Origin of the sequence: Halospina denitrificans, assembly GCF_004364635.1 — a bacterium.
Lineage (GTDB): Bacteria > Pseudomonadota > Gammaproteobacteria > Pseudomonadales > Oleiphilaceae > Halospina > Halospina denitrificans.
The window spans coordinates 94,072-111,497 of sequence record NZ_SOAX01000004.1 but is presented as its reverse complement, the minus strand read 5'-3'; the positions used below and the strand labels follow the sequence as shown (position 1 = coordinate 111,497).

14 protein-coding genes are annotated in these 17,426 nt (G+C 62.8%); 11 read left to right on the top strand and 3 right to left on the bottom strand.

Annotation, left to right across the window (positions count from 1 at the left end; genetic code table 11):
- Positions 1-230: 230 nt before the first annotated feature.
- Both DES49_RS09990 and DES49_RS09985 read left to right on the top strand, forming a co-directional pair.
- Complete coding sequence (locus DES49_RS09990) at positions 231-569, top strand: c-type cytochrome (protein ID WP_243865010.1); 339 nt, start codon at positions 231-233, stop codon at positions 567-569.
- 4 nt (positions 570-573) lie between these two features.
- The gene (locus DES49_RS09985; RefSeq protein ID WP_424955230.1) at positions 574-1,791 is read left to right on the top strand and encodes a cytochrome D1 domain-containing protein; all 1,218 of its coding nucleotides are present in this window, start codon (positions 574-576) and stop codon (positions 1,789-1,791) included.
- Between the two features lies 1 nt (position 1,792).
- Here DES49_RS09985 and DES49_RS09980 read toward each other — a convergent pair whose 3' ends face one another.
- On the bottom strand, positions 1,793-2,896 hold the full coding sequence (locus DES49_RS09980) for an NnrS family protein (protein ID WP_133736267.1): 1,104 nt from the start codon (positions 2,894-2,896) through the stop codon (positions 1,793-1,795).
- 127 nt (positions 2,897-3,023) lie between these two features.
- Between DES49_RS09980 and can the strand changes: the two genes are divergently transcribed.
- Positions 3,024-3,698 carry a carbonate dehydratase gene (can, locus tag DES49_RS09975; protein ID WP_243865009.1) on the top strand — a complete coding sequence of 225 codons (675 nt, stop codon included), beginning with the start codon at positions 3,024-3,026 and terminating at the stop codon, positions 3,696-3,698.
- A 30-nt stretch (positions 3,699-3,728) separates the two neighbouring features.
- Here can and DES49_RS09970 read toward each other — a convergent pair whose 3' ends face one another.
- Together DES49_RS09970 and DES49_RS09965 are read right to left on the bottom strand one after the other, a co-directional pair.
- Positions 3,729-4,445, bottom strand: a complete 717-nt coding sequence (locus DES49_RS09970; RefSeq protein WP_133736265.1) for a (2Fe-2S)-binding protein — start codon at positions 4,443-4,445, stop codon at positions 3,729-3,731.
- A 73-nt stretch (positions 4,446-4,518) separates the two neighbouring features.
- A complete protein-coding gene (locus tag DES49_RS09965) occupies positions 4,519-7,173 on the bottom strand; it encodes a nitrate reductase (RefSeq protein ID WP_133736264.1) in 2,655 nt (884 codons plus the stop codon).
- 318 nt (positions 7,174-7,491) lie between these two features.
- Here DES49_RS09965 and DES49_RS09960 point away from each other — a divergent pair, with 318 nt between their 5' ends.
- The 8 genes from DES49_RS09960 to nirD all read left to right on the top strand — a co-directional run bounded on the left by DES49_RS09960 (position 7,492) and on the right by nirD (position 17,361).
- Positions 7,492-8,121, top strand: a complete 630-nt coding sequence (locus tag DES49_RS09960; RefSeq protein ID WP_243865008.1) for an ANTAR domain-containing response regulator — start codon at positions 7,492-7,494, stop codon at positions 8,119-8,121.
- A complete protein-coding gene (locus DES49_RS09955) occupies positions 8,114-9,271 on the top strand; it encodes an ABC transporter substrate-binding protein (protein WP_133736263.1) in 1,158 nt (385 codons plus the stop codon). Before DES49_RS09960 ends, DES49_RS09955 begins: the two co-directional genes overlap by 8 nt.
- Before the next feature lie 396 nt (positions 9,272-9,667).
- The gene (locus tag DES49_RS09950; RefSeq protein WP_133736430.1) at positions 9,668-11,008 is read left to right on the top strand and encodes a CmpA/NrtA family ABC transporter substrate-binding protein; all 1,341 of its coding nucleotides are present in this window, start codon (positions 9,668-9,670) and stop codon (positions 11,006-11,008) included.
- Between the two features lie 116 nt (positions 11,009-11,124).
- Positions 11,125-12,024 (top strand): ABC transporter permease, encoded by a 900-nt coding sequence (locus DES49_RS09945; protein ID WP_243865021.1) that lies wholly within the window; start codon positions 11,125-11,127, stop codon positions 12,022-12,024.
- Positions 12,025-12,070: 46 nt separating this feature from the next.
- A complete protein-coding gene (locus DES49_RS09940) occupies positions 12,071-12,937 on the top strand; it encodes an ABC transporter ATP-binding protein (protein ID WP_133736261.1) in 867 nt (288 codons plus the stop codon).
- 240 nt (positions 12,938-13,177) lie between these two features.
- Positions 13,178-14,413 carry an NAD(P)/FAD-dependent oxidoreductase gene (locus DES49_RS15555; RefSeq protein WP_243865007.1) on the top strand — a complete coding sequence of 412 codons (1,236 nt, stop codon included), beginning with the start codon at positions 13,178-13,180 and terminating at the stop codon, positions 14,411-14,413.
- A gap of 33 nt (positions 14,414-14,446) precedes the next feature.
- Complete coding sequence (gene nirB / locus DES49_RS09930) at positions 14,447-16,981, top strand: nitrite reductase large subunit NirB (RefSeq protein WP_133736260.1); 2,535 nt, start codon at positions 14,447-14,449, stop codon at positions 16,979-16,981.
- Positions 16,982-16,992: 11 nt separating this feature from the next.
- Complete coding sequence (nirD, locus tag DES49_RS09925; RefSeq protein ID WP_133736259.1) at positions 16,993-17,361, top strand: nitrite reductase small subunit NirD; 369 nt, start codon at positions 16,993-16,995, stop codon at positions 17,359-17,361.
- The last annotated feature ends 65 nt before the right edge of the window (positions 17,362-17,426 follow it).

The following is a 17,426-nucleotide window of genomic DNA, read 5'->3' as shown; positions in this document are numbered from 1 at the left end:
GCATTCATCAGCGCGTTCTCCTTTGGTGGCACCTTTTATACATGGTCAATATTTCTTTTTATTAATCCACCATCATTGATGAAAGTCATCAGTTGGGACTTTAGAGGCGAGTTACCACCTAAGAGATACCCCTTTAATCTGAGGGCGCCAGGGAAACTGTTAACTAAAATCAATGATTAGTTCCGGCGCGATAGTCACGATTGCCGGATGGGCGTTGGTAGGGTGGAGCTATGATCCGTTGGAAAAGAAGGCTTGCGATCATCGCGATGATCGGGGTTGGGTCGCTGCACGGGCATGCGGAGCAGCCATCCGAGTCCGGGTTGCGGGAGCTTGTGCTGCAGGATTGTGGCTCCTGTCATGGTATGACCCTGAAAGGGGGCCTGGGGCCCGCGTTGCGTCCTTCGGATCTGGAGAACCGGTCGGTCGAGGCGGTGGCAGCGATTATCCGTAGCGGTGTCCCGGAAACGGCCATGCCGCCCTGGAAGGATCTGCTGAGTGACGGGGAGATCCGCTGGATCAGCGAGGCCCTTAAATCTGGCTCGCTGGTAAACAATGACGATTCAAGGTGATTTGATGCGATCAGACTACAGGCTATTGCGACTGGCCGGGCCGTTGCTGCTGTTGATGCTGCTTGCCGGCTGCCAGTCACTGACGGGGCCAGGCGATGAGACAGCTGAGTTGCGGGGGACGGGGGATCTGGGACTGGTCATCGAACGCGCCTCCGGGTCGGTTCTCGTGGTTGATACCACCGAGAAGACGGTCCTTGGACGCGTCGAGGGGCTTGGTGACCTGTCCCATGCCTCGGTGGTGTATTCCCGGGACGGCCGCTACGGCTATGTCTTCGGGCGTGACGGCGGGCTGACGAAGGTTGACCTGTTAACGCGTTCCATTGATCAGCGGATAGAACAGTCCGGCAACAGCATCGGGGGAGCCATATCCCAGGATGGCCGCTACGTGGCGGTCTCCAATTACGAGCCGGGTGGGGTCAAGGTCTTTGACAGCGAAACCCTGGAGCAGGTGGCGAACGTGCCGGCCGAGTATGAGGATGAGGGGGGCGAGACCCGGCAATCCAAGACCGTGGGCCTGGTGGATGCGCCCGGCAACCGGTTCGTTTTCAGTCTCTTTGATGCCGGGGAAATCTGGGTGCTGGATATGGATACTCCCGAGCCGGAAGTCACCCGCTATGAAGCGGGCAAAAAGCCCTATGATGGGCTGATTACGGGCCAGGGTCGCTATTACATCGCCGGTCTTTTCGGCGAGGATGGCCTGTCGCTGCTGGATTTGTGGAACCCGGAGGAGGGTGCCCAGCATATCCTTTCCGATTATGGCAAAGGCGAGGAACGGCTGCCGGTCTACAAGATGCCGCACCTGGAGGGCTGGGCTATTGCCGGGGATCGCGCATTCGTGCCGGCTGTCGGTGCCCATGAGGTGTTGCAGGTGGATATGGAGAGCTGGGATCTCAGCGAACGGATTCCGGTCCAGGGCCAGCCCGTCTTTGTCATGGCCAGCCCGGACCATCGCCAGATCTGGGTCAGCTTTGCGCACCCACGGAATGATGTGGTCCAGGTGATCGATTCCCAGACCTCCGAAATCATCCGCACCCTCGAGCCTGGCGAGGCGGTGCTTCACATGGAGTTCAGCCCCAGGGGCGAGACGGTCTGGATATCGGCCAGGGACAGCAATCGGGTCACGGTCTATGACACCCGGACACTGGAGAAGATAACCACCCTGGAGGCCGAAAAACCCAGTGGTATCTTCTTTACCAGCCGGGCCCACAGGCTGGGGCTGTGACTCAGCGATGAAACAGCAGCGCGGAGGCGGTCACCGCATAGGCCAGTGACCAGGCCCCCGCTGCAGCCCAGAGCAGCGTCGGTGCATCCCAGGGGGATGGCCCTGCCGCAAGGCGCGGCAAAGCTGCCAGTGCTACCGCTCCAAGGGTGATGAGAAGGAGGCCAACAGGCGGTGGCTGCCGGCGGGTTGCATGGTAGTGGAGCCGCAGCATGACCCCAATGGTCAGCGTGCCCAGTGCGCCCACCGTGATCAGGTGCAGGAGCGCGGACGGGCCCTGGTTGAGCATAAGAGCTATACCGAAACCGCCGGCACCGATACCCAGCCAGAGCGTGCCCACTGCCAGCCCCAGCAGATCCGGGCGCTCCGGGCAGAGCCACAGCCGCCACCGCAGGGTTCTGACCAGGATCAGTACGCCAGCCGCCAGGAGCAGGGGGCCGCTCAGCCAGGAAGGGAGCGGCAAGAGGACTGCCAGTGCCGCTGCGCCAAGCATGAGGATCAGCGCAGCCTCGATCCTGGGTTGGACCCGTGCTTCCTGCGTAATACCGCGTTTTTCCAGTGTTCCCGCGACTGCGGGCGCGATCAGGCGACCGCTCATGAAGGTCATCAGAAGCAGCAGCAGAACCACCCCTGTGTGCAGCAGTACCGTTGCCCCCGGAAGTGGCGTGATGCCCAGCAGGAGCCACAGCAGGGGAAGGCCACAAAGCGCCAGCATGAGTGGCACCAGCATGCGGTTACGCCATTTCTTGGCGGCGTTGAACCGGGGCACCACCCGCCAGGCCAGCAGCAGAGCAAAGGTTGGGCTGAGCAGTTGGCTCAGCCAGAACCCGGGTGCCAGCGCGTACCCGAGACGCGCAGCCAGCCAGAGCCCGAACAGTGGAAACAACCAGCGCGCGGGCTGGGGGCCAAGTGTGTACCCGGCGATCACGGCCAGGGCAAAGCCAAAGATCATTTCATGGCCGTGGTGACTGCCGGCGAGACCGGGCGTCCAGCTCCATCCCGCCAGTATGGTGGCCATGGACAGTGGCAGTGCTATGGCGGCGTAGAGACAGGCGGCCGGAAAGAGCAGGCGGTGGCTCTTCAGGCGGTTTGAGCGACTACTCGGCATGGGGGATCCGGATCGGTTTAAAGATTCATGTAATGTAAATCTTTAACGATGGGCTCGCAATCCGGTTTCCCACCCCTGCGCTGCCCGGTAAGATGGACCAGACGGTCACAGAAGGAAAGGGGGAATCGTGGCAACAGCACTCAAGCATCTGTTCGACAACAACGCTCAATGGGTTCGCGACACGCTCGCCGAAGACCCGGATTTCTTCGAACGACTCTCCCAGCAGCAGGCGCCTGATTACCTCTGGATCGGCTGTGCGGACAGCCGGGTGCCCGCCAACCAGGTGGTGGGGCTTATGCCCGGCGAGCTGTTCGTACACCGGAACGTGGCCAACGTGGTGGTGCACACGGACCTGAACCTGCTGTCGGTGCTGCAGTTCGCCGTGGAGGTGCTGAAGGTCAAGCATGTGATCGTATGCGGTCACTACGGTTGTGGCGGGGTCAAGGCCGCCTATGAGGATGCCCACCTGGGGCTTATCGACAACTGGCTGCGCCACATCCAGAACGTCGCCGCTGACCACCAGGAGCTGCTGGCCGCCCAGCCCGACGGGACGGCGGCCACGAACAAGCTCTGTGAGCTGAACGTGGTGGCGCAGGTTGCCAACGTCTGCCGGACCACGGTGGTGGCGGATGCCTGGCGGGGCGGCCAGGAACTGTCCGTGCACGGGTTCATCTATGGGCTGGAGGACGGTCGCCTGCGGGACCTGGGGCTGGGCGTACGCAGTACCGGGGAGCTTGAGACGCAGTGTCAGCAGGCGGTGGAGCGCCTGAGCCGTGGCGCGCCTACCCCACAGGGGGATTGAGTCCCGAGCCCTTGGGGTTGCCGGATCAGCTCAGCGCCGAACGCCGCAGGTGCTGCAGTGGTCCTTCCCGGGGAGCTGGAACTTGAGGCAGCAGCCGCGGCGCTGGGGCGCGAGCCTGGGTCCGGCCTCCGAGGCCTCCTCGAACCAACGCAGGTAACGGGCGGTGGGGCCCGGCATCAGGGCCATCCATTCGTCCGCCTGGGGGCGCCACTCTTCCGCCGGCAGCTCCAGCCGGATGGCTGCAAAGGGCCGGATCGCTGCCAGGGACATGCTGCTCCAGAAACCGCTCTTCGTAACTGGCCATTGCCCACGGAAAAAACCTTCGGGTTCGGCAAGCCATCCGTGCAACGCCTGCTGTGCCTCCGAAAGGTCTGAATAGTCCAACCAATCCCGGTTCGCTGTAGCCTGCCACTTCTGCTTTTCCTGGGACCACCGGACATCTTCCTGCCTGGGCAGGGCAAGGCGTTGGTCGGTCAGCCAGAGGACCATTGCCGGAGCAAGAACGTCCAGTGCTACACGCTTCCAGAGCTGGGTTGCCGTGGTGCGGCGGTCTGGCGCTCCCAGCGCCGTTTCCAGTTGCGCGAATACGGTTTCGGCAAGTACGGGATCCGCCATGATCGCGGCAAGGGTTGGCTCGGTCGAAACCTCGGTTGGCACGGGCACGGAATTGCGAAGGGAAGTGACGGGATCCGCCTCGATCCTGTCCAGGAGCTGGTGGTAGCGGTTGCTCAGCGCTGACAACGCCATGGGGTTTGTCTCCGGTGCCGGGGGTGGTTCTCGCAGGCTGCGATTCTACCGGAGGTGGCGCCGGATGTGGTGATCAAGGGCTCGTCAGTGCTGCCTTTTTCTCCAGAATCGCTTTCAGCTCAGGGACGCAGGAGCCGCAATTGGTGCCGCATTTCAGGGTGTTTCCCAGTGCGGACACGCTGTTCGCGCCGTCGTTGATCGCTGTCTCAATGCTGTACTCACCCACCTGGAAACAGGAGCAGACAATCGCGCCGGTATCCGGCACGTCGGCGGCGCGGCCGGCCAGTACCTGGCGCCGGGTCTCTTCGTTCAGGGTGGGCGCCGTGAAGAGGCTGTCCAGCCAGTCCAGGCCGGGAAAATCATTGGTTGGTTCGATCAGCAGCACGGCGGCAATGCCGTCCCGGTCGTACCAGGCGGCGCGATAGCGACCGGCACCGGGGTCGTGCATTTCAGCGTCGGGTGTGCGTCCAAGCCAGTCGGCGGCGCGGCAGGACCAGTCGGTAACCTGGTCACCCGCCAGGTGCCAGCAGGTACTGTTGCTCATCGGGACGCGCACATGGAAAAGCGCCTCCCCGGAGCACTGGAAGGAATCGGTGTGGGTAAGGAGTCGTCCCTGCCAATGGCATTGGAAGGGGGTCAGACGGCCGTCGCTTAGCTTGCTGCCGGGCTGACCGGATACCGGATCGGTAGCCGCCGGAAAGAGACGAGAGGCAACAGAGGACGTGGTTATCCGGTCGCTCCAGTGGATGGGGACAAAGACCTCACCCTGGCGCTGGGCGTCCGTGGCGATAAGGCGTCCCGTGTAATGGCCCGTGTTGTTTTGAAGCGTCGCCAGTTCTCCGTCTTTCATTTCGAGATGCCGCAGGTCCTCCGGGTTCGCCTCGATAAAGGGCTCGCTGTAATGCTGGAGCAGGCGCGGCGCCCGACCAGTTCGGGTCATGGTGTGCCACTGGTCACGGATGCGGCCGCTGTTGATCTGCAGGGGCGCCCTTCCTTCCGGATCCGTGACTGTTTGCACGGGGGTAACAGGTACCATGCGGGCCCGTCCGTCCGCTGTTGCAAATCTGCCGTCGGTGAACAGACGCCTGCGCCCATGGAGGTGTTCCGGTGTGACGGGCCATTGAACCGGCTCCATGGTGTTGTAGTCGTGGTCGGACAGGCGGGCCAGGCCACCGATATCGAACTGCAGCCGGTCCTGGCGATGCCGGGCTGAGAGCCTGGCATGCTCGCGAAAGATTTCAGCGGGCCCCGGGTAATTGAAGCCGTTCTCAAAGCCCATACGCCGGGCGACCTGGCTGATGATCCACCAGTCCGGCCGGGACTCGCCGGCGGCCTCCAACAGGGCCCGTTGCCGTGAAATACAGCGCTCGGAGTTGGTGACGGTCCCGTCTTTTTCGCTCCAACCGCAGGCGGGCAGCACGATATCGGCAAGCGCCAGGGTATCGGTGTCATCCACGCAGTCGGAGACGATGACCAGTGGGCAGATTTCCAGTGCCCGGCGGACCCGGTCGGCGTCGGGGAGGGACACTGCCGGGTTGGTTGCCATGATCCACAGGGCCTGGATCTCGCCGCGCTCCACGGCCTCAAAAAGCTCTACCGCCTTGTATCCGGGCTCCGTGGCCATGGCCGGGGCCTGCCAGAATCCTTCCACCTCGGCCAGGGCACCGGGCGTGTCGTAATCCAGATGGGCCGCGAGCTGGTTGGCCAGCCCACCCACCTCGCGCCCACCCATGGCGTTGGGCTGACCGGTGATGGAGAAGGGTGTGGCTCCGGGTTTGCCAACACGCCCGGTCGCCAGGTGGCAGTTGATCAGCGCGCTGCCGTTGTCAGTACCGCTGGTGGACTGGTTCAGACCCTGGGACCAGAAACTGACGGTTTTCGGGGTAGCCTCGAACCAGCTGTAGAAGCAGCGCACATCGGCTTCGTCCAGGTCGCACTGGGCGGCAACCGAGGCCGTATCAGGGGCGCTTGCGCGGGCACTGTCCAGCGCCGCCTCAAGGCCAGAGCAATGCTCCGCCAGCCATGCCTTATCAAGCATCTGCCTGTCGGCCAGCCAGACCAGGAGTCCGTTCCAGAGCGTGGCATCCGTGCCGGGCCTGAGTGCCAGGTGCAGATCCGCCATGTCGCAGGAGGCGGTGCGGCGGGGGTCAATGACAACCGCACGTCGTCCCGGCTGGGTGGCGAAGGCCTGCTTGATGCGCTGGTAGAGGACCGGGTGGTTCCAGGCCGGATTGGCGCCGGCGAACACCATGAGTTCTGCCTCTTCCAGGTCGTCGTAACAGCCGGGGACGGCGTCCTCTCCGAAGGCGCGCTTGTAGGCGGCAACGGCGGAGGACATGCAGAGCCGGGAGTTGGTGTCCACATGGGGGGTGCCAAGAAAGCCCTTGCCGAACTTGTTGGCGACATAATAGTCCTCGGTGAGCAGCTGGCCCGAAAGGTAGAGACCTATGGCGTTGGGGCCCTGGTGGTCGCGAATGGCCGCGAGCCCGTCCGCCACGGCTGACAGGGCCTCCTCCCAGCTGGTTTCCTGTCCCCTGACTCTGGGCCGCAGGAGCCGGCCTGCCGTACCCAGGGTCTCATGGAGTGCCGCGCCCTTTACGCAGAGACGACCCGCGTTCGCCGGGTGAGCCGCGTCGCCCTGAACCGGATTGAGGGTGTCTCCCGAGGGGGTTGCCCGGACGCCACAGCCAACGCCGCAATAAGGGCAGGTGGTCTGGATTTCGCTCATGTCCCTTGCTCCTGACAAAAAAAGCCCGGTATCCGGCCTTCGAACGATGTCGAGGCCGGATACCGGGCTTCGGTACCCAATGGGTTGGTCAATGATCCCTGGTTTATTAAGCATATCCTGTGCCGGACCCTTCTGTGTGCCCTGTGGGTGGAGATAGCAGGCCTCGGAGCGTGCTATCTGTCCCCGTCATGGGGCAGCGTGGTCACCAATGGTGCATAAAAGCCCGTTGTCTGCTGCCTGAGGCCGGCCCATGCCAGTTGCTGTAACGGTGGCGCGCCTTTTGCTTTGATCCCGCGGAACGGTAAGCAAGGTGGAAGCATGCCAGGCGATCAAAGTGGTGTACGCGTCATGCTGGTGGATAACGAGCCCGAGCGGGCGCGGATGGTGCACGATGCGCTGGAGGCCGAGGGCTACCAGGTGATCTGCCAGCGCGACAGCACTCGTGGGCTGGTGGCAGCGGTCGCCCAGGAGGAACCGGATGTTGTCATCATCGATATGGAATCCCCGGACCGGGATACCCTCGAGAACATGGCAATGCTCAATGAGCATGCGCCCCGGCCGGTCGTGTTCTTTGCCAGCGGCGACAGTGACAGCAATACCATACAGCAGGCCGTGAGCGCCGGCGTCAGTGCCTATATCGTCGATGGGCTTGAGCAGCATCGGGTAAAACCCATCGTGGAAGTGGCCATTGCGCGTTTTGAGTCCTTCCAGTCCCTGCGGGATCAACTTGCTGAGACCCGCACGGCCCTGGAGGACCGCAAAGAGGTTGAGCGCGCCAAGGGATTGATCATGGAGCACCATAACTGCGGGGAGGAGGAGGCATTCCGGAGCCTGCGCAAGCTTGCCATGGATCGCAACCAGAAGCTGGGCCGGGTGGCCCGGGATGTGATTGGTGTCCTCGGCAGCGAGGACGATTCGTCAGGCCGCGGGGAGGCTTTGGATGAGTAATACAGAAGCGACACAGCCGGATGCGGTTCGTCTGGGGTTTATTCCCCTGCTTGATGCCGCCCCGCTGATCATGGCGCTTGAAGAGGGCTTTTTTGAGGCGGAGGGCCTGGACGTCAGCCTCCACCGCCAGCCTTCCTGGGCCAGCCTGCGGGACCGGGTCAGTGTGGGTCTGCTTGAAGGGGCGCAGATGCTGGGGCCCATGGCGCTGGCGTCCAATATTGGTCTGGGGGCGCCGGTGTGTCGCGTCGTCAGTCCCATGGTGCTCAGTCGCAATGGCAATGCGATTACCGTGCGTCGCACGCTTTACGATCAGTTGATGGCGACGGGCTATGATCTCTCGCAACCCAGGGAGTCCGCCCGGGCTCTGGCATCGGTGGTGACCGACAGCTCTGAACCCATCCGTGTGGCTGCCGTCTATGCCTGGTCGAGCCATTACCTGCAGCTGCGGGACTGGCTGGCGAGCGCCGGCCTCAAGCCCGGTGGCCGCATCCAGTTGGTCACGGTGCCGCCACCGGAAATGCTGACGGCGTTGGCGTCCGGCAGCGTGGATATTGCCTGTGTCGGGGAGCCCTGGAATTCGCTGGCTGAGTATCACGGCGTGGGCCATATACTCGTCTCCGGCAGCCAGATCTGGCAGAACGCCCCGGAGAAGGTGCTGGGACTGCGGGAAGACTGGGTCCGCTCGAACCCGGATCAGGTGCACCGGTTGCTCAAGGCCGTCATCCGCAGCTGTCGGTGGCTGGATGACCCGGCCAACCGGGAGCGCATCTTCGAGGTGCTATCGGCACCCGAATACCTGGGTGAGGCGATACAGCCACTTGGCGAGTCCGGCCAGGCAGTGTTCCACCCCCGCATCCACCAGCATTTCTTTCGCCAGAACGCCAATTTCCCCTGGCTCTCCCAGGCGGAGTGGCTCCTGTTCCGGATGGAGGCGTGGGGGCAGCGGGAAGAGGCTTCGACGCCTCCGGATCTTGAAAATATCTTCCGGCCGGATCTCTACCGTGGGGCTGCGGCCGCCCTGGGGCTGGACTCTCCCATCATGAACTACAAGCCCGAGGGGCAACACCATCACCCCTTCAAGGTTGCCGGTCATCGCGGGCCGATCGAGGTTGCTTCGGACCGGTTGATCAACGCCGAATCACTGGCGTAAGTCTCGAATCGCGGATGGTCCGATTGGGTGCACGAGATGCCGGGGGTGCACTGATTTAGAGAGGATTGCGAGGCTCTATTGAAGGGATTTTCAGAAGCGTCTGGAGTATATGTCTTGAAAAACAGCGGGGTATGAAATTGGCACGCACCATGCTTTAACCCTTTTGCACGCCACAGACGGGGTGCGCCATCAGTAGCAGGGAGTTGTTGATGGCATCGATGTGCAGAGGGACCTGCACACCAGATTTGCAGACAGTACTGGGATTGATTTGTTGTTGCGGCAATGGCGCCCGCTTCCCTCTGGGAGGCGGGCGCTTTTTTTTGGATATTCACTAGAGAGGAACACCGTATGAGAACGCCCACCCATTCAGGAAACGGACTCTTCGCAGCCATTGTCATGGCCACCGCATTCATCAGTCCCGCCCTCGCTGACGACGGCGTGGAAATCGGGGCGCCGGAGAAGCAGGATCTGAAATTCGGCTTTATCAAACTCACAGACATGGCGCCCCTTGCCATCGCCAAGGAGAAGCACTTCTTCTTTGAGGAGGGCCTGTTCGTGGACCTGGAGGCCCAGTCCAACTGGCGGGTCCTTCTGGATCGCGTCATCGGCGGTGCGCTGGACGGGGCGCACATGCTCGCGGGCCAGCCCATCGGCGCGACTGTCGGTGTTGGCGGCAGCCAGGCGGATGTGATTACCGCCTTCAGCATGGACCTCAATGGCAATGCCATCACCGTCTCCAATGATGTCTGGGAGCAGATGCGCCCCCATGTGCCCAACCGCGAGGATGGCAAGCCGGAGCACCCGATCAGTGCCGAGGCCCTGCAGCCGGTGGTGGAGTCCTACAAGGATGAGGGCGAGTCCTTCGACATGGGCATGGTCTACCCGGTCTCCACCCACAATTACGAGATCCGCTACTGGCTTGCCGCCGGCGGGCTGCATCCCGGCTTCTATGAACCCCGGGAAGGCGACAACAGTGGCCGCAGCCAGTCCGATGTGCGGCTTTCCGTGACGCCGCCGCCCCAGATGCCCTCCACCATGGAAGCCGGCACCATCCAGGGCTACTGCGTGGGCGAGCCCTGGAACCAGCAGGCGGTGTCCATGGAGATTGGCGTGCCGGTGGTGACCAACCACGACATCTGGCCGCATAACCCGGAAAAGGTGTTCGGCGTCACCCAGCAATGGGCGGATAAGTACCCGAACACTCACCTGCGGGTGGTCCGGGCGCTGATCCGGGCCGCGCACTGGCTGGACGAGAACGATAACGCCAACCGGGAAGAGGCTGCGTCGATCCTGTCCGAGTCCCGCTATGTTGGCGCGGACGAGGAGGTTATCGCCAACTCCATGACCGGTACCTTCGAGTACGAAAAGGGCGATGTGCGCCAGGAGCCCGACTTCAACGTCTTTTTCCGCCACAACGCCAACTATCCCTATTACAGCGATGCGGTCTGGTTCATGACCCAGATGCGGCGCTGGGGCCAGATCCCGGAGCGCAAATCCGACGACTGGTACATGGACATGGCGAAGGACGTCTACAAGCCGGAGATCTATGAAAAGGCGGCGAAGTCGCTGATCGCCGACGGCACCCTGAGCGCCGATGATTTCCCGGATTTTGAGGAGATGGATGGCTTCAAGCCGGTTCAGGACGACTTCATCGATGGCACGCCCTATGACGGGCGCAAGCCGAATGACTACATCGACAGCTTTGAAATCGGGCTCAGTGGCGACGAAACGTCCTGATCGCCCCAAAGGAGGATCGACCCATGACTCAGGCAACGATAGTGGCATCGGCCACAGACTTTGTAAGACAGAAAGCGGCACTGTTCTCGCCTGGTGATGTGCTGCGGGCACTGGGGATGCCAATCGTCGGCATCCTTGCCTTCCTGTTTCTCTGGCACATCGCTGCACAGAATGTTGCCACCTCCCTGGGGACGCTTCCCGGTCCGGCAGATGTTGCGCACCAGGCGGGCAACCTGTGGGCGGATTATCAGGAACAGCAACAGCGCGCGGCCGAATTCATCGCCATGCAGGAGGAGCGTAACGCTCAAATCCTTGCGAACAATCCTGATGCCGAGGTGAGGATCCGCTCTTTCTCGGGGAGTGTCACCTTCATTGATCAGATACTTACCAGTCTAGGGACGGTGATGGCCGGTTTTCTTCTGGCCAGCCTGATCGCGGTGCCACTGGGCATCCTGGTGGGGCTCAACCGCCACCTGCACCAGGCCGTGAACCCGGTGATCCAGGTATTCAAGCCGGTTTCACCCCTGGCCTGGCTGCCGATCGTGACCCTGGTGGTCTCGGCCACCTATACCGTGGACGACCCGATGTTCTCCAAGGCGTTCATTACCTCGATGGTCACGGTGTCCCTGTGCAGCCTCTGGCCAACCCTGGTGAACACCATCATGGGCGTCAATTCCGTCAGCCAGGACCTGCGCAACGTCAGCCAGGTGCTGCGTCTGCCGTTCCTGACCCATGTGTGGAAGGTGGTGCTGCCGTCTTCCATTCCAATGATCTTTACCGGCATGCGGATGTCGCTGGGCATTGCCTGGATGGTGCTGATCGCGGCGGAAATGCTGGCGCAGAGTCCCGGGCTGGGCAAGTTCGTCTGGGACGAGTTCCAGAACGGCAGCAGTGAATCCCTGGGCCGGATTATGGTCGCGGTTATTGTCATCGGCATGATCGGGCTGCTTCTGGATCGGGGCATGCTGTTCCTGCAGCGCCTGCTGTCCTGGGACAAGTCGACCGCCACTCACTGAACACGAGCCAATGCGCGGATGTTGTATCCGCGAAAAGGAGGCCTTTATGAGCAGTAATAAACCCCATCTGGAACTCTCGTCCGTATCCATGCAATTCCCGGTGAAGGGCGGTGTTTTCAGTGCGCTGGAAGACGTCAACCTGAAGGTCACCAAGGGTGAGTTCGTCTCACTGATCGGCCACTCGGGCTGTGGTAAGTCAACGGTGCTCAACATCATTGCCGGGCTTCTGCAGGCCAGTCGCGGCGGCTGTCTCCTGGACGGCCGGGAAGTGACCGAGCCCGGGCCGGAGCGGGCCGTGGTTTTCCAGAACCATTCGCTCATGCCCTGGCTTACCGCCTTCGACAACGTTGAGCTGGCGGTGCGGCAGGTCTTCCGCAAGTCCATGACCAAACAGGAACGCCGTGAGTGGATTGCCCACAACCTTGAGCTGGTGCACATGGGCCATGCGATGGACAAGCGTCCGGACGAGCTCTCCGGGGGCATGCGCCAGCGCGTGGGCATCGCCCGCGCCCTGGCCATGCAGCCCAAGGTTTTGCTGATGGACGAACCCTTCGGGGCGCTGGACGCGCTGACCCGGGCCCATCTCCAGGACTCGCTCATGGAGATCCAGCGTGAGCTCAACAGTACCGTGGTCATGATCACCCATGACGTTGATGAGGCCGTCCTGCTGTCCGACCGCATTGTGATGATGAGCAATGGGCCCTCGGCGACCATTGGCGAGGTGTTGCCCGTGCCCCTGGAGCGTCCGCGCGACCGGGTGGCGCTGGCGGAGTGTCCGGATTACAACCATTGCCGCCAGTCGGTTCTGCGTTTCCTGTACGAGAAGCAGCAGAAGATTACCCCCATGCCGCGACAGGGGGAGGGCCAGGAGGCGGCTTCCGGTGTGGATAAGCGGCAGAAGGTATTGGCGTAGACCCTGCTACCAGTCCGTTTTGGTGCAATCAGCCCCCGTCATGCACCACCAGGAGGCCACACAGGGGTGTTCCTGGTGCGCGGTAACGGGGGTATGTAGCTGAAAACAGGGAATTGTTTGCTTGTGGCATGGAGCCTGCATTTAAACGGGTGTGCCGGGAAGGCACCGACATCGCAGAAATAGATTGGGCACTGGCGCCTGTTTCACTCTCCCCGAGGGAAGTGTGCAGGCGCTTTTTTTATGGCTGAACCCCAGAGGGAGACCGCAATGGAACGGGATCTGGTGATCATTGGACACGGCATGGCAAGCCAGCGGCTGCTGGAATCCCTGGTGGCGGGACGCCACCCGTGGCGGATTACGGTCATTGGCGCCGAGCCCGAACGTGCCTACAACCGGATACTGTTGTCCCCGCTGCTCGCGGGGGAGGTTACTCCGGAGCAGCTATCGTTCGCCGGTCCTGACTGGTATCAGCGCCATGGCATTCGGCTGCATACCGGTGACGGCGCCCGGACTATTGATCGGGAACAGTGCTGCGTTGTCACGGAGCAGGGGGCCCGCTTCGACTACGACCGGCTGGTGATCGCCACCGGATCGCGACCGTCGTCCCTGGGTCTTGAGGGCGAAAACCTTCAGGGCGTCATGGGCTTTCGCAGCCTTGCCGATGTGCACTGGCTGACCGAGCAGGCTGCCGAGGGACGTCGTGCCGTGGTAATCGGTGGTGGCTTTCTGGGCCTGGAAGCCGCCGAGGGGCTGCGCAAACAGGGCATGGCCGTGACCCTGGTGCACCGTGGTGCCTATCCGCTGACACGCCAGCTTGATGCAACAGCCGGGGGCCTCCTGGTCGAGACCCTTCGCGAACGGGGCTTGAAGCTGGCCCTGAACAGCCAACCCGCCCGCCTCGTGGGTTCCTCCCGTGTGGAGGCGCTGGAACTGGCCGATGGCACTGAGCTGCCCGCGGAGCTGGTCGTAATCGCCGCCGGCATTACGCCCAATCGCGAGATTGCGGCGGATGCCGGATTGGATTGCGGGCAGGGCATCCGGGTGGACGAATGCCTTACCACCAGTGATCCCCGGGTTCATGCCCTTGGCGAGTGCTGCGAATTCGCGGGCCAAACCTATGGCCTCGTTGAGCCCGTCAATCGCCAGGCCGATGTCCTGGCCCAGCACCTGAGCGGACTGACCGCAGGGTACCGCGATGAACCGGTGGCGACGCGGCTCAAGATCAGCGGGATCGATGTCTTTTCCTGCGGCGAAACGGACAACCCGGGCGATGGCACCGAGTCCATCGTCTACCACGACCGCCGGGCCGGCGAGTACCGCCACCTGTTGCTGCGCGACAACCGCCTGGTTGGCGCCATTCTCTATGGCGACGCCTCCGCCGGTCCCTGGCTCTTTGAACATCTCCAGCAGGGGACGGACCTGAGCGACTGGCGTCCCCGGCTGGCCTTTGGCGAAGCACACTGCGAGGCGGCCTGAAGCCGCTCGCTGGTATAGAAAGAGGAAGCAGTCATGAGTCAACAGAACCTGATCGTTATCGGCAATGGCATGGTCGGTCATCATTTCCTGGAACAGCTTGCCGAGAGTGGGCAGGCGGCCAACTTCTCGGTGACCGTGCTGGGCGAGGAACGCAACATCGCCTATGACCGGGTCCACCTGTCCGAGTATTTCCAGGGCAAGACGGCCGACGACCTGGCCTTCTCCACCCTGGAACAGTACGCCGAGTGGGGCTTTGACCTGCGCCTTAACACCCGGGCGACGTCCATCGACCGGCAGGCGCGGACCCTGACCCTGGATACGGGAGAAACCCTCGCTTACGACAAACTGGTCCTGGCGACCGGCTCCTACCCCTTCGTGCCGCCGATCCCGGGCAATGACCGGGAAGACTGCCTGGTTTACCGGACCATCGACGACCTGGATGCCATCCGCGAAGCCGCGTCACGCTCCAATACGGGCGTGGTGGTCGGCGGCGGCCTGCTCGGGCTGGAAGCGGCCAATGCGCTGCGTGAACTGGACCTGGACACGGCCGTGGTGGAGTTCGCCCCGCGCCTGATGCCCGTCCAGGTGGACGAGCCGGGTGGCAACCTGCTGCGCGAGAAGATCGAGGACCTGGGTGTGCAGGTGCTCACCGGCCGCGCCACCCAGCGCATCGAGGATGGCAACGGCGCCCGCCATCAGATGGTCTTCCAGGATGACAAGCTGCTGGAGACGGACATGATCGTGTTCTCCGCCGGCATCCGTCCCCGGGACGAACTGGCCCGTGAAGCGGACCTGGCGATGGGCGAGCGTGGCGGCGTTGTCATCAACGACCACTGTGAGACCAGCGATCCGAACATTCTTGCCATCGGCGAGGTAGCCCTGTGGAACGAGAGCATCTTCGGACTGGTCGGCCCCGGCTACCAGATGGCCAAGGCCGCGCTGGACACCCTCACCGGCGGTGACCGCCTCTTCCAGGGCGCCGACATGAGCACCAAGCTCAAGCTTCTGGGTGTGGACGTGGGCGCCATCGGCGATGCGCACGGCGACCAGAACCCGGGCGCGCGCTTCTTCCGCTACACGGATGAAATCCGGGGCGAGTACCGCAAGCTGGTGGTCTCCGGCGACGGCAAACAGCTTCTGGGCGCAATGCTGGTGGGCGACAACAGCTATTACGACACCCTGTTGCAGTACGCCAGCAATGGCCTGGAGCTGCCGGACAGCCCGGAGTCACTGATCCTGCCGGCCAGCGAAGGCGGCGCGCCGGCGCTGGGCGTGGATGCGCTGCCGGAGACCGCCGGCATCTGCTCCTGCCATAACGTCTCAAAGGGCGACATCGTCCAGTGCGTCCAGGAAGGCGCTTCCCTGGGCGAGGTCAAGACAATGACCAAGGCCACCACCGGCTGTGGCGGCTGCGCCGGCCAGGTCAAAGAGATTGTCGACCACGAGATGGCCGCACTCGGCATTGAAGTGGACAACAGCGTCTGCGAGCACTTCGCCTACACCCGCCAGGAGCTTGAGCACATCATCCGCGTGGAAGGCATTCATGACTTCCATGCCCTGCTGAAGAACCACGGCAAGGGTCTGGGCTGCGATATCTGCAAGCCGGCGGTGGCCTCGATCCTGGCCTCCACCTGGAACGACTATGTGCTCAACCCGGAGCACGTGGGCCTTCAGGACACCAACGACACCTTCCTTGCGAACATGCAGAAGGACGGGACCTTCTCAGTGGTGCCGCGCGTGGCCGGTGGCGAGATTACCCCGGACAAGCTGATCACGCTGGGCGAGGTGGCCAAGGAATTCCAGCTCTATACCAAGATCACCGGCGGCCAGCGCGTCGACCTGTTCGGCGCCAAGCTCAACGACCTTCCGGCCATCTGGGAGCGCCTGGTGGATGCCGGCTTCGAGACGGGCCACGCCTACGGCAAGGCGCTGAGGACGGTGAAGAGCTGTGTCGGCAGCACCTGGTGTCGTTACGGCGTTCAGGACAGCGTCCAGCTCGCCATTGATCTCGAGCACCGCTACAAGGGCATACGCGCGCCGCACAAGATCAAGTTCGGGGTCAGTGGTTGCACCCGCGAGTGCGCCGAGGCCCAGAGCAAGGACTTCGGCGTGATCGCCACCGAGAACGGCTGGAACCTTTATGTGGCAGGCAATGGAGGCATGCGCCCGCGCCATGCGGACCTGCTCGCCCAGGATCTGGACACCGACACACTGATCCGCACCATCGACCGCTTCATGATGCTCTATATCCGCACCGCGGACCGGCTGCAGCGCACGGCGCGCTGGCTGGAGAACCTCGAGGGCGGCCTGGATTACGTCTACGACGTGGTCGTCAACGACTCACTGGGCATTGCCGAGGACCTGGACAACCAGATGGCGCGGCTCGTCGAGAACTACCAGTGCGAGTGGAAGACCACCCTTGAGGACCCCGAGAAGCTCAAGCGCTTCCGCCAGATGATCAACGAGGACGGCGACGACCCCTATGTCGTGACCGTCGAGGAACGCGGCCAGCCGCGTCCCGCCACTGATGCCGAGAAGCTGGAACGTATTCCGGCGGTGACTGTTTAAGGAGGTTTGTCATGACTCAATCCGATAACAACTGGACCACAATCGGACGGCTTTCCGACCTGGTCGTTGGCTCCGGCGTGGGCGCCCGTTACCGCGACCGGCAGGTGGCGGTTTTCCTGATCCCGGAACTGGACGACCGGGTCTTGGTGGTCGACAACTACTGTCCGATCTCGGGCGTGAATATCATTGCCCGGGGCATTGTGGGTGACATTCAGGGCGAGCCGGTGGTGGCCACGCCGCTGTACAAGAAGCACTTCTCATTGCTTGATGGCCGTTGCATCGAGGATGACAGTCACCAGCTGGCAACCTACGCCGTCCGCGTGGACGGTGACGAGGTGCAGGTCGCTGAGTCGGCGGAGGGAACCGGCGCGGCCGCCTGAGGCTCAAAAAACAGGGCCTGGTCTCAATTTGCTGGAGGCAGTGATGTAACATGGCGCTCTCCTGT

Coding starts and splice junctions, on each gene's coding strand:
- DES49_RS09940 (WP_133736261.1), top strand. CDS start 12,071: ATGAGCAGTAATAAACCCCATCTGGAACTCTCGTCCGTATCCATGCAA.
- nirD (WP_133736259.1), top strand. CDS start 16,993: ATGACTCAATCCGATAACAACTGGACCACAATCGGACGGCTTTCCGAC.
- DES49_RS09950 (WP_133736430.1), top strand. CDS start 9,668: ATGGCCACCGCATTCATCAGTCCCGCCCTCGCTGACGACGGCGTGGAA.
- DES49_RS15555 (WP_243865007.1), top strand. CDS start 13,178: ATGGCTGAACCCCAGAGGGAGACCGCAATGGAACGGGATCTGGTGATC.
- nirB (WP_133736260.1), top strand. CDS start 14,447: ATGAGTCAACAGAACCTGATCGTTATCGGCAATGGCATGGTCGGTCAT.
- DES49_RS09970 (WP_133736265.1), bottom strand. CDS start 4,445: ATGGCGTTGTCAGCGCTGAGCAACCGCTACCACCAGCTCCTGGACAGG.
- DES49_RS09985 (WP_424955230.1), top strand. CDS start 574: ATGCGATCAGACTACAGGCTATTGCGACTGGCCGGGCCGTTGCTGCTG.
- DES49_RS09980 (WP_133736267.1), bottom strand. CDS start 2,896: ATGCCGAGTAGTCGCTCAAACCGCCTGAAGAGCCACCGCCTGCTCTTT.
- DES49_RS09945 (WP_243865021.1), top strand. CDS start 11,125: ATGCCAATCGTCGGCATCCTTGCCTTCCTGTTTCTCTGGCACATCGCT.
- DES49_RS09960 (WP_243865008.1), top strand. CDS start 7,492: ATGCCAGGCGATCAAAGTGGTGTACGCGTCATGCTGGTGGATAACGAG.
- DES49_RS09965 (WP_133736264.1), bottom strand. CDS start 7,173: ATGAGCGAAATCCAGACCACCTGCCCTTATTGCGGCGTTGGCTGTGGC.
- DES49_RS09990 (WP_243865010.1), top strand. CDS start 231: ATGATCCGTTGGAAAAGAAGGCTTGCGATCATCGCGATGATCGGGGTT.
- DES49_RS09955 (WP_133736263.1), top strand. CDS start 8,114: ATGAGTAATACAGAAGCGACACAGCCGGATGCGGTTCGTCTGGGGTTT.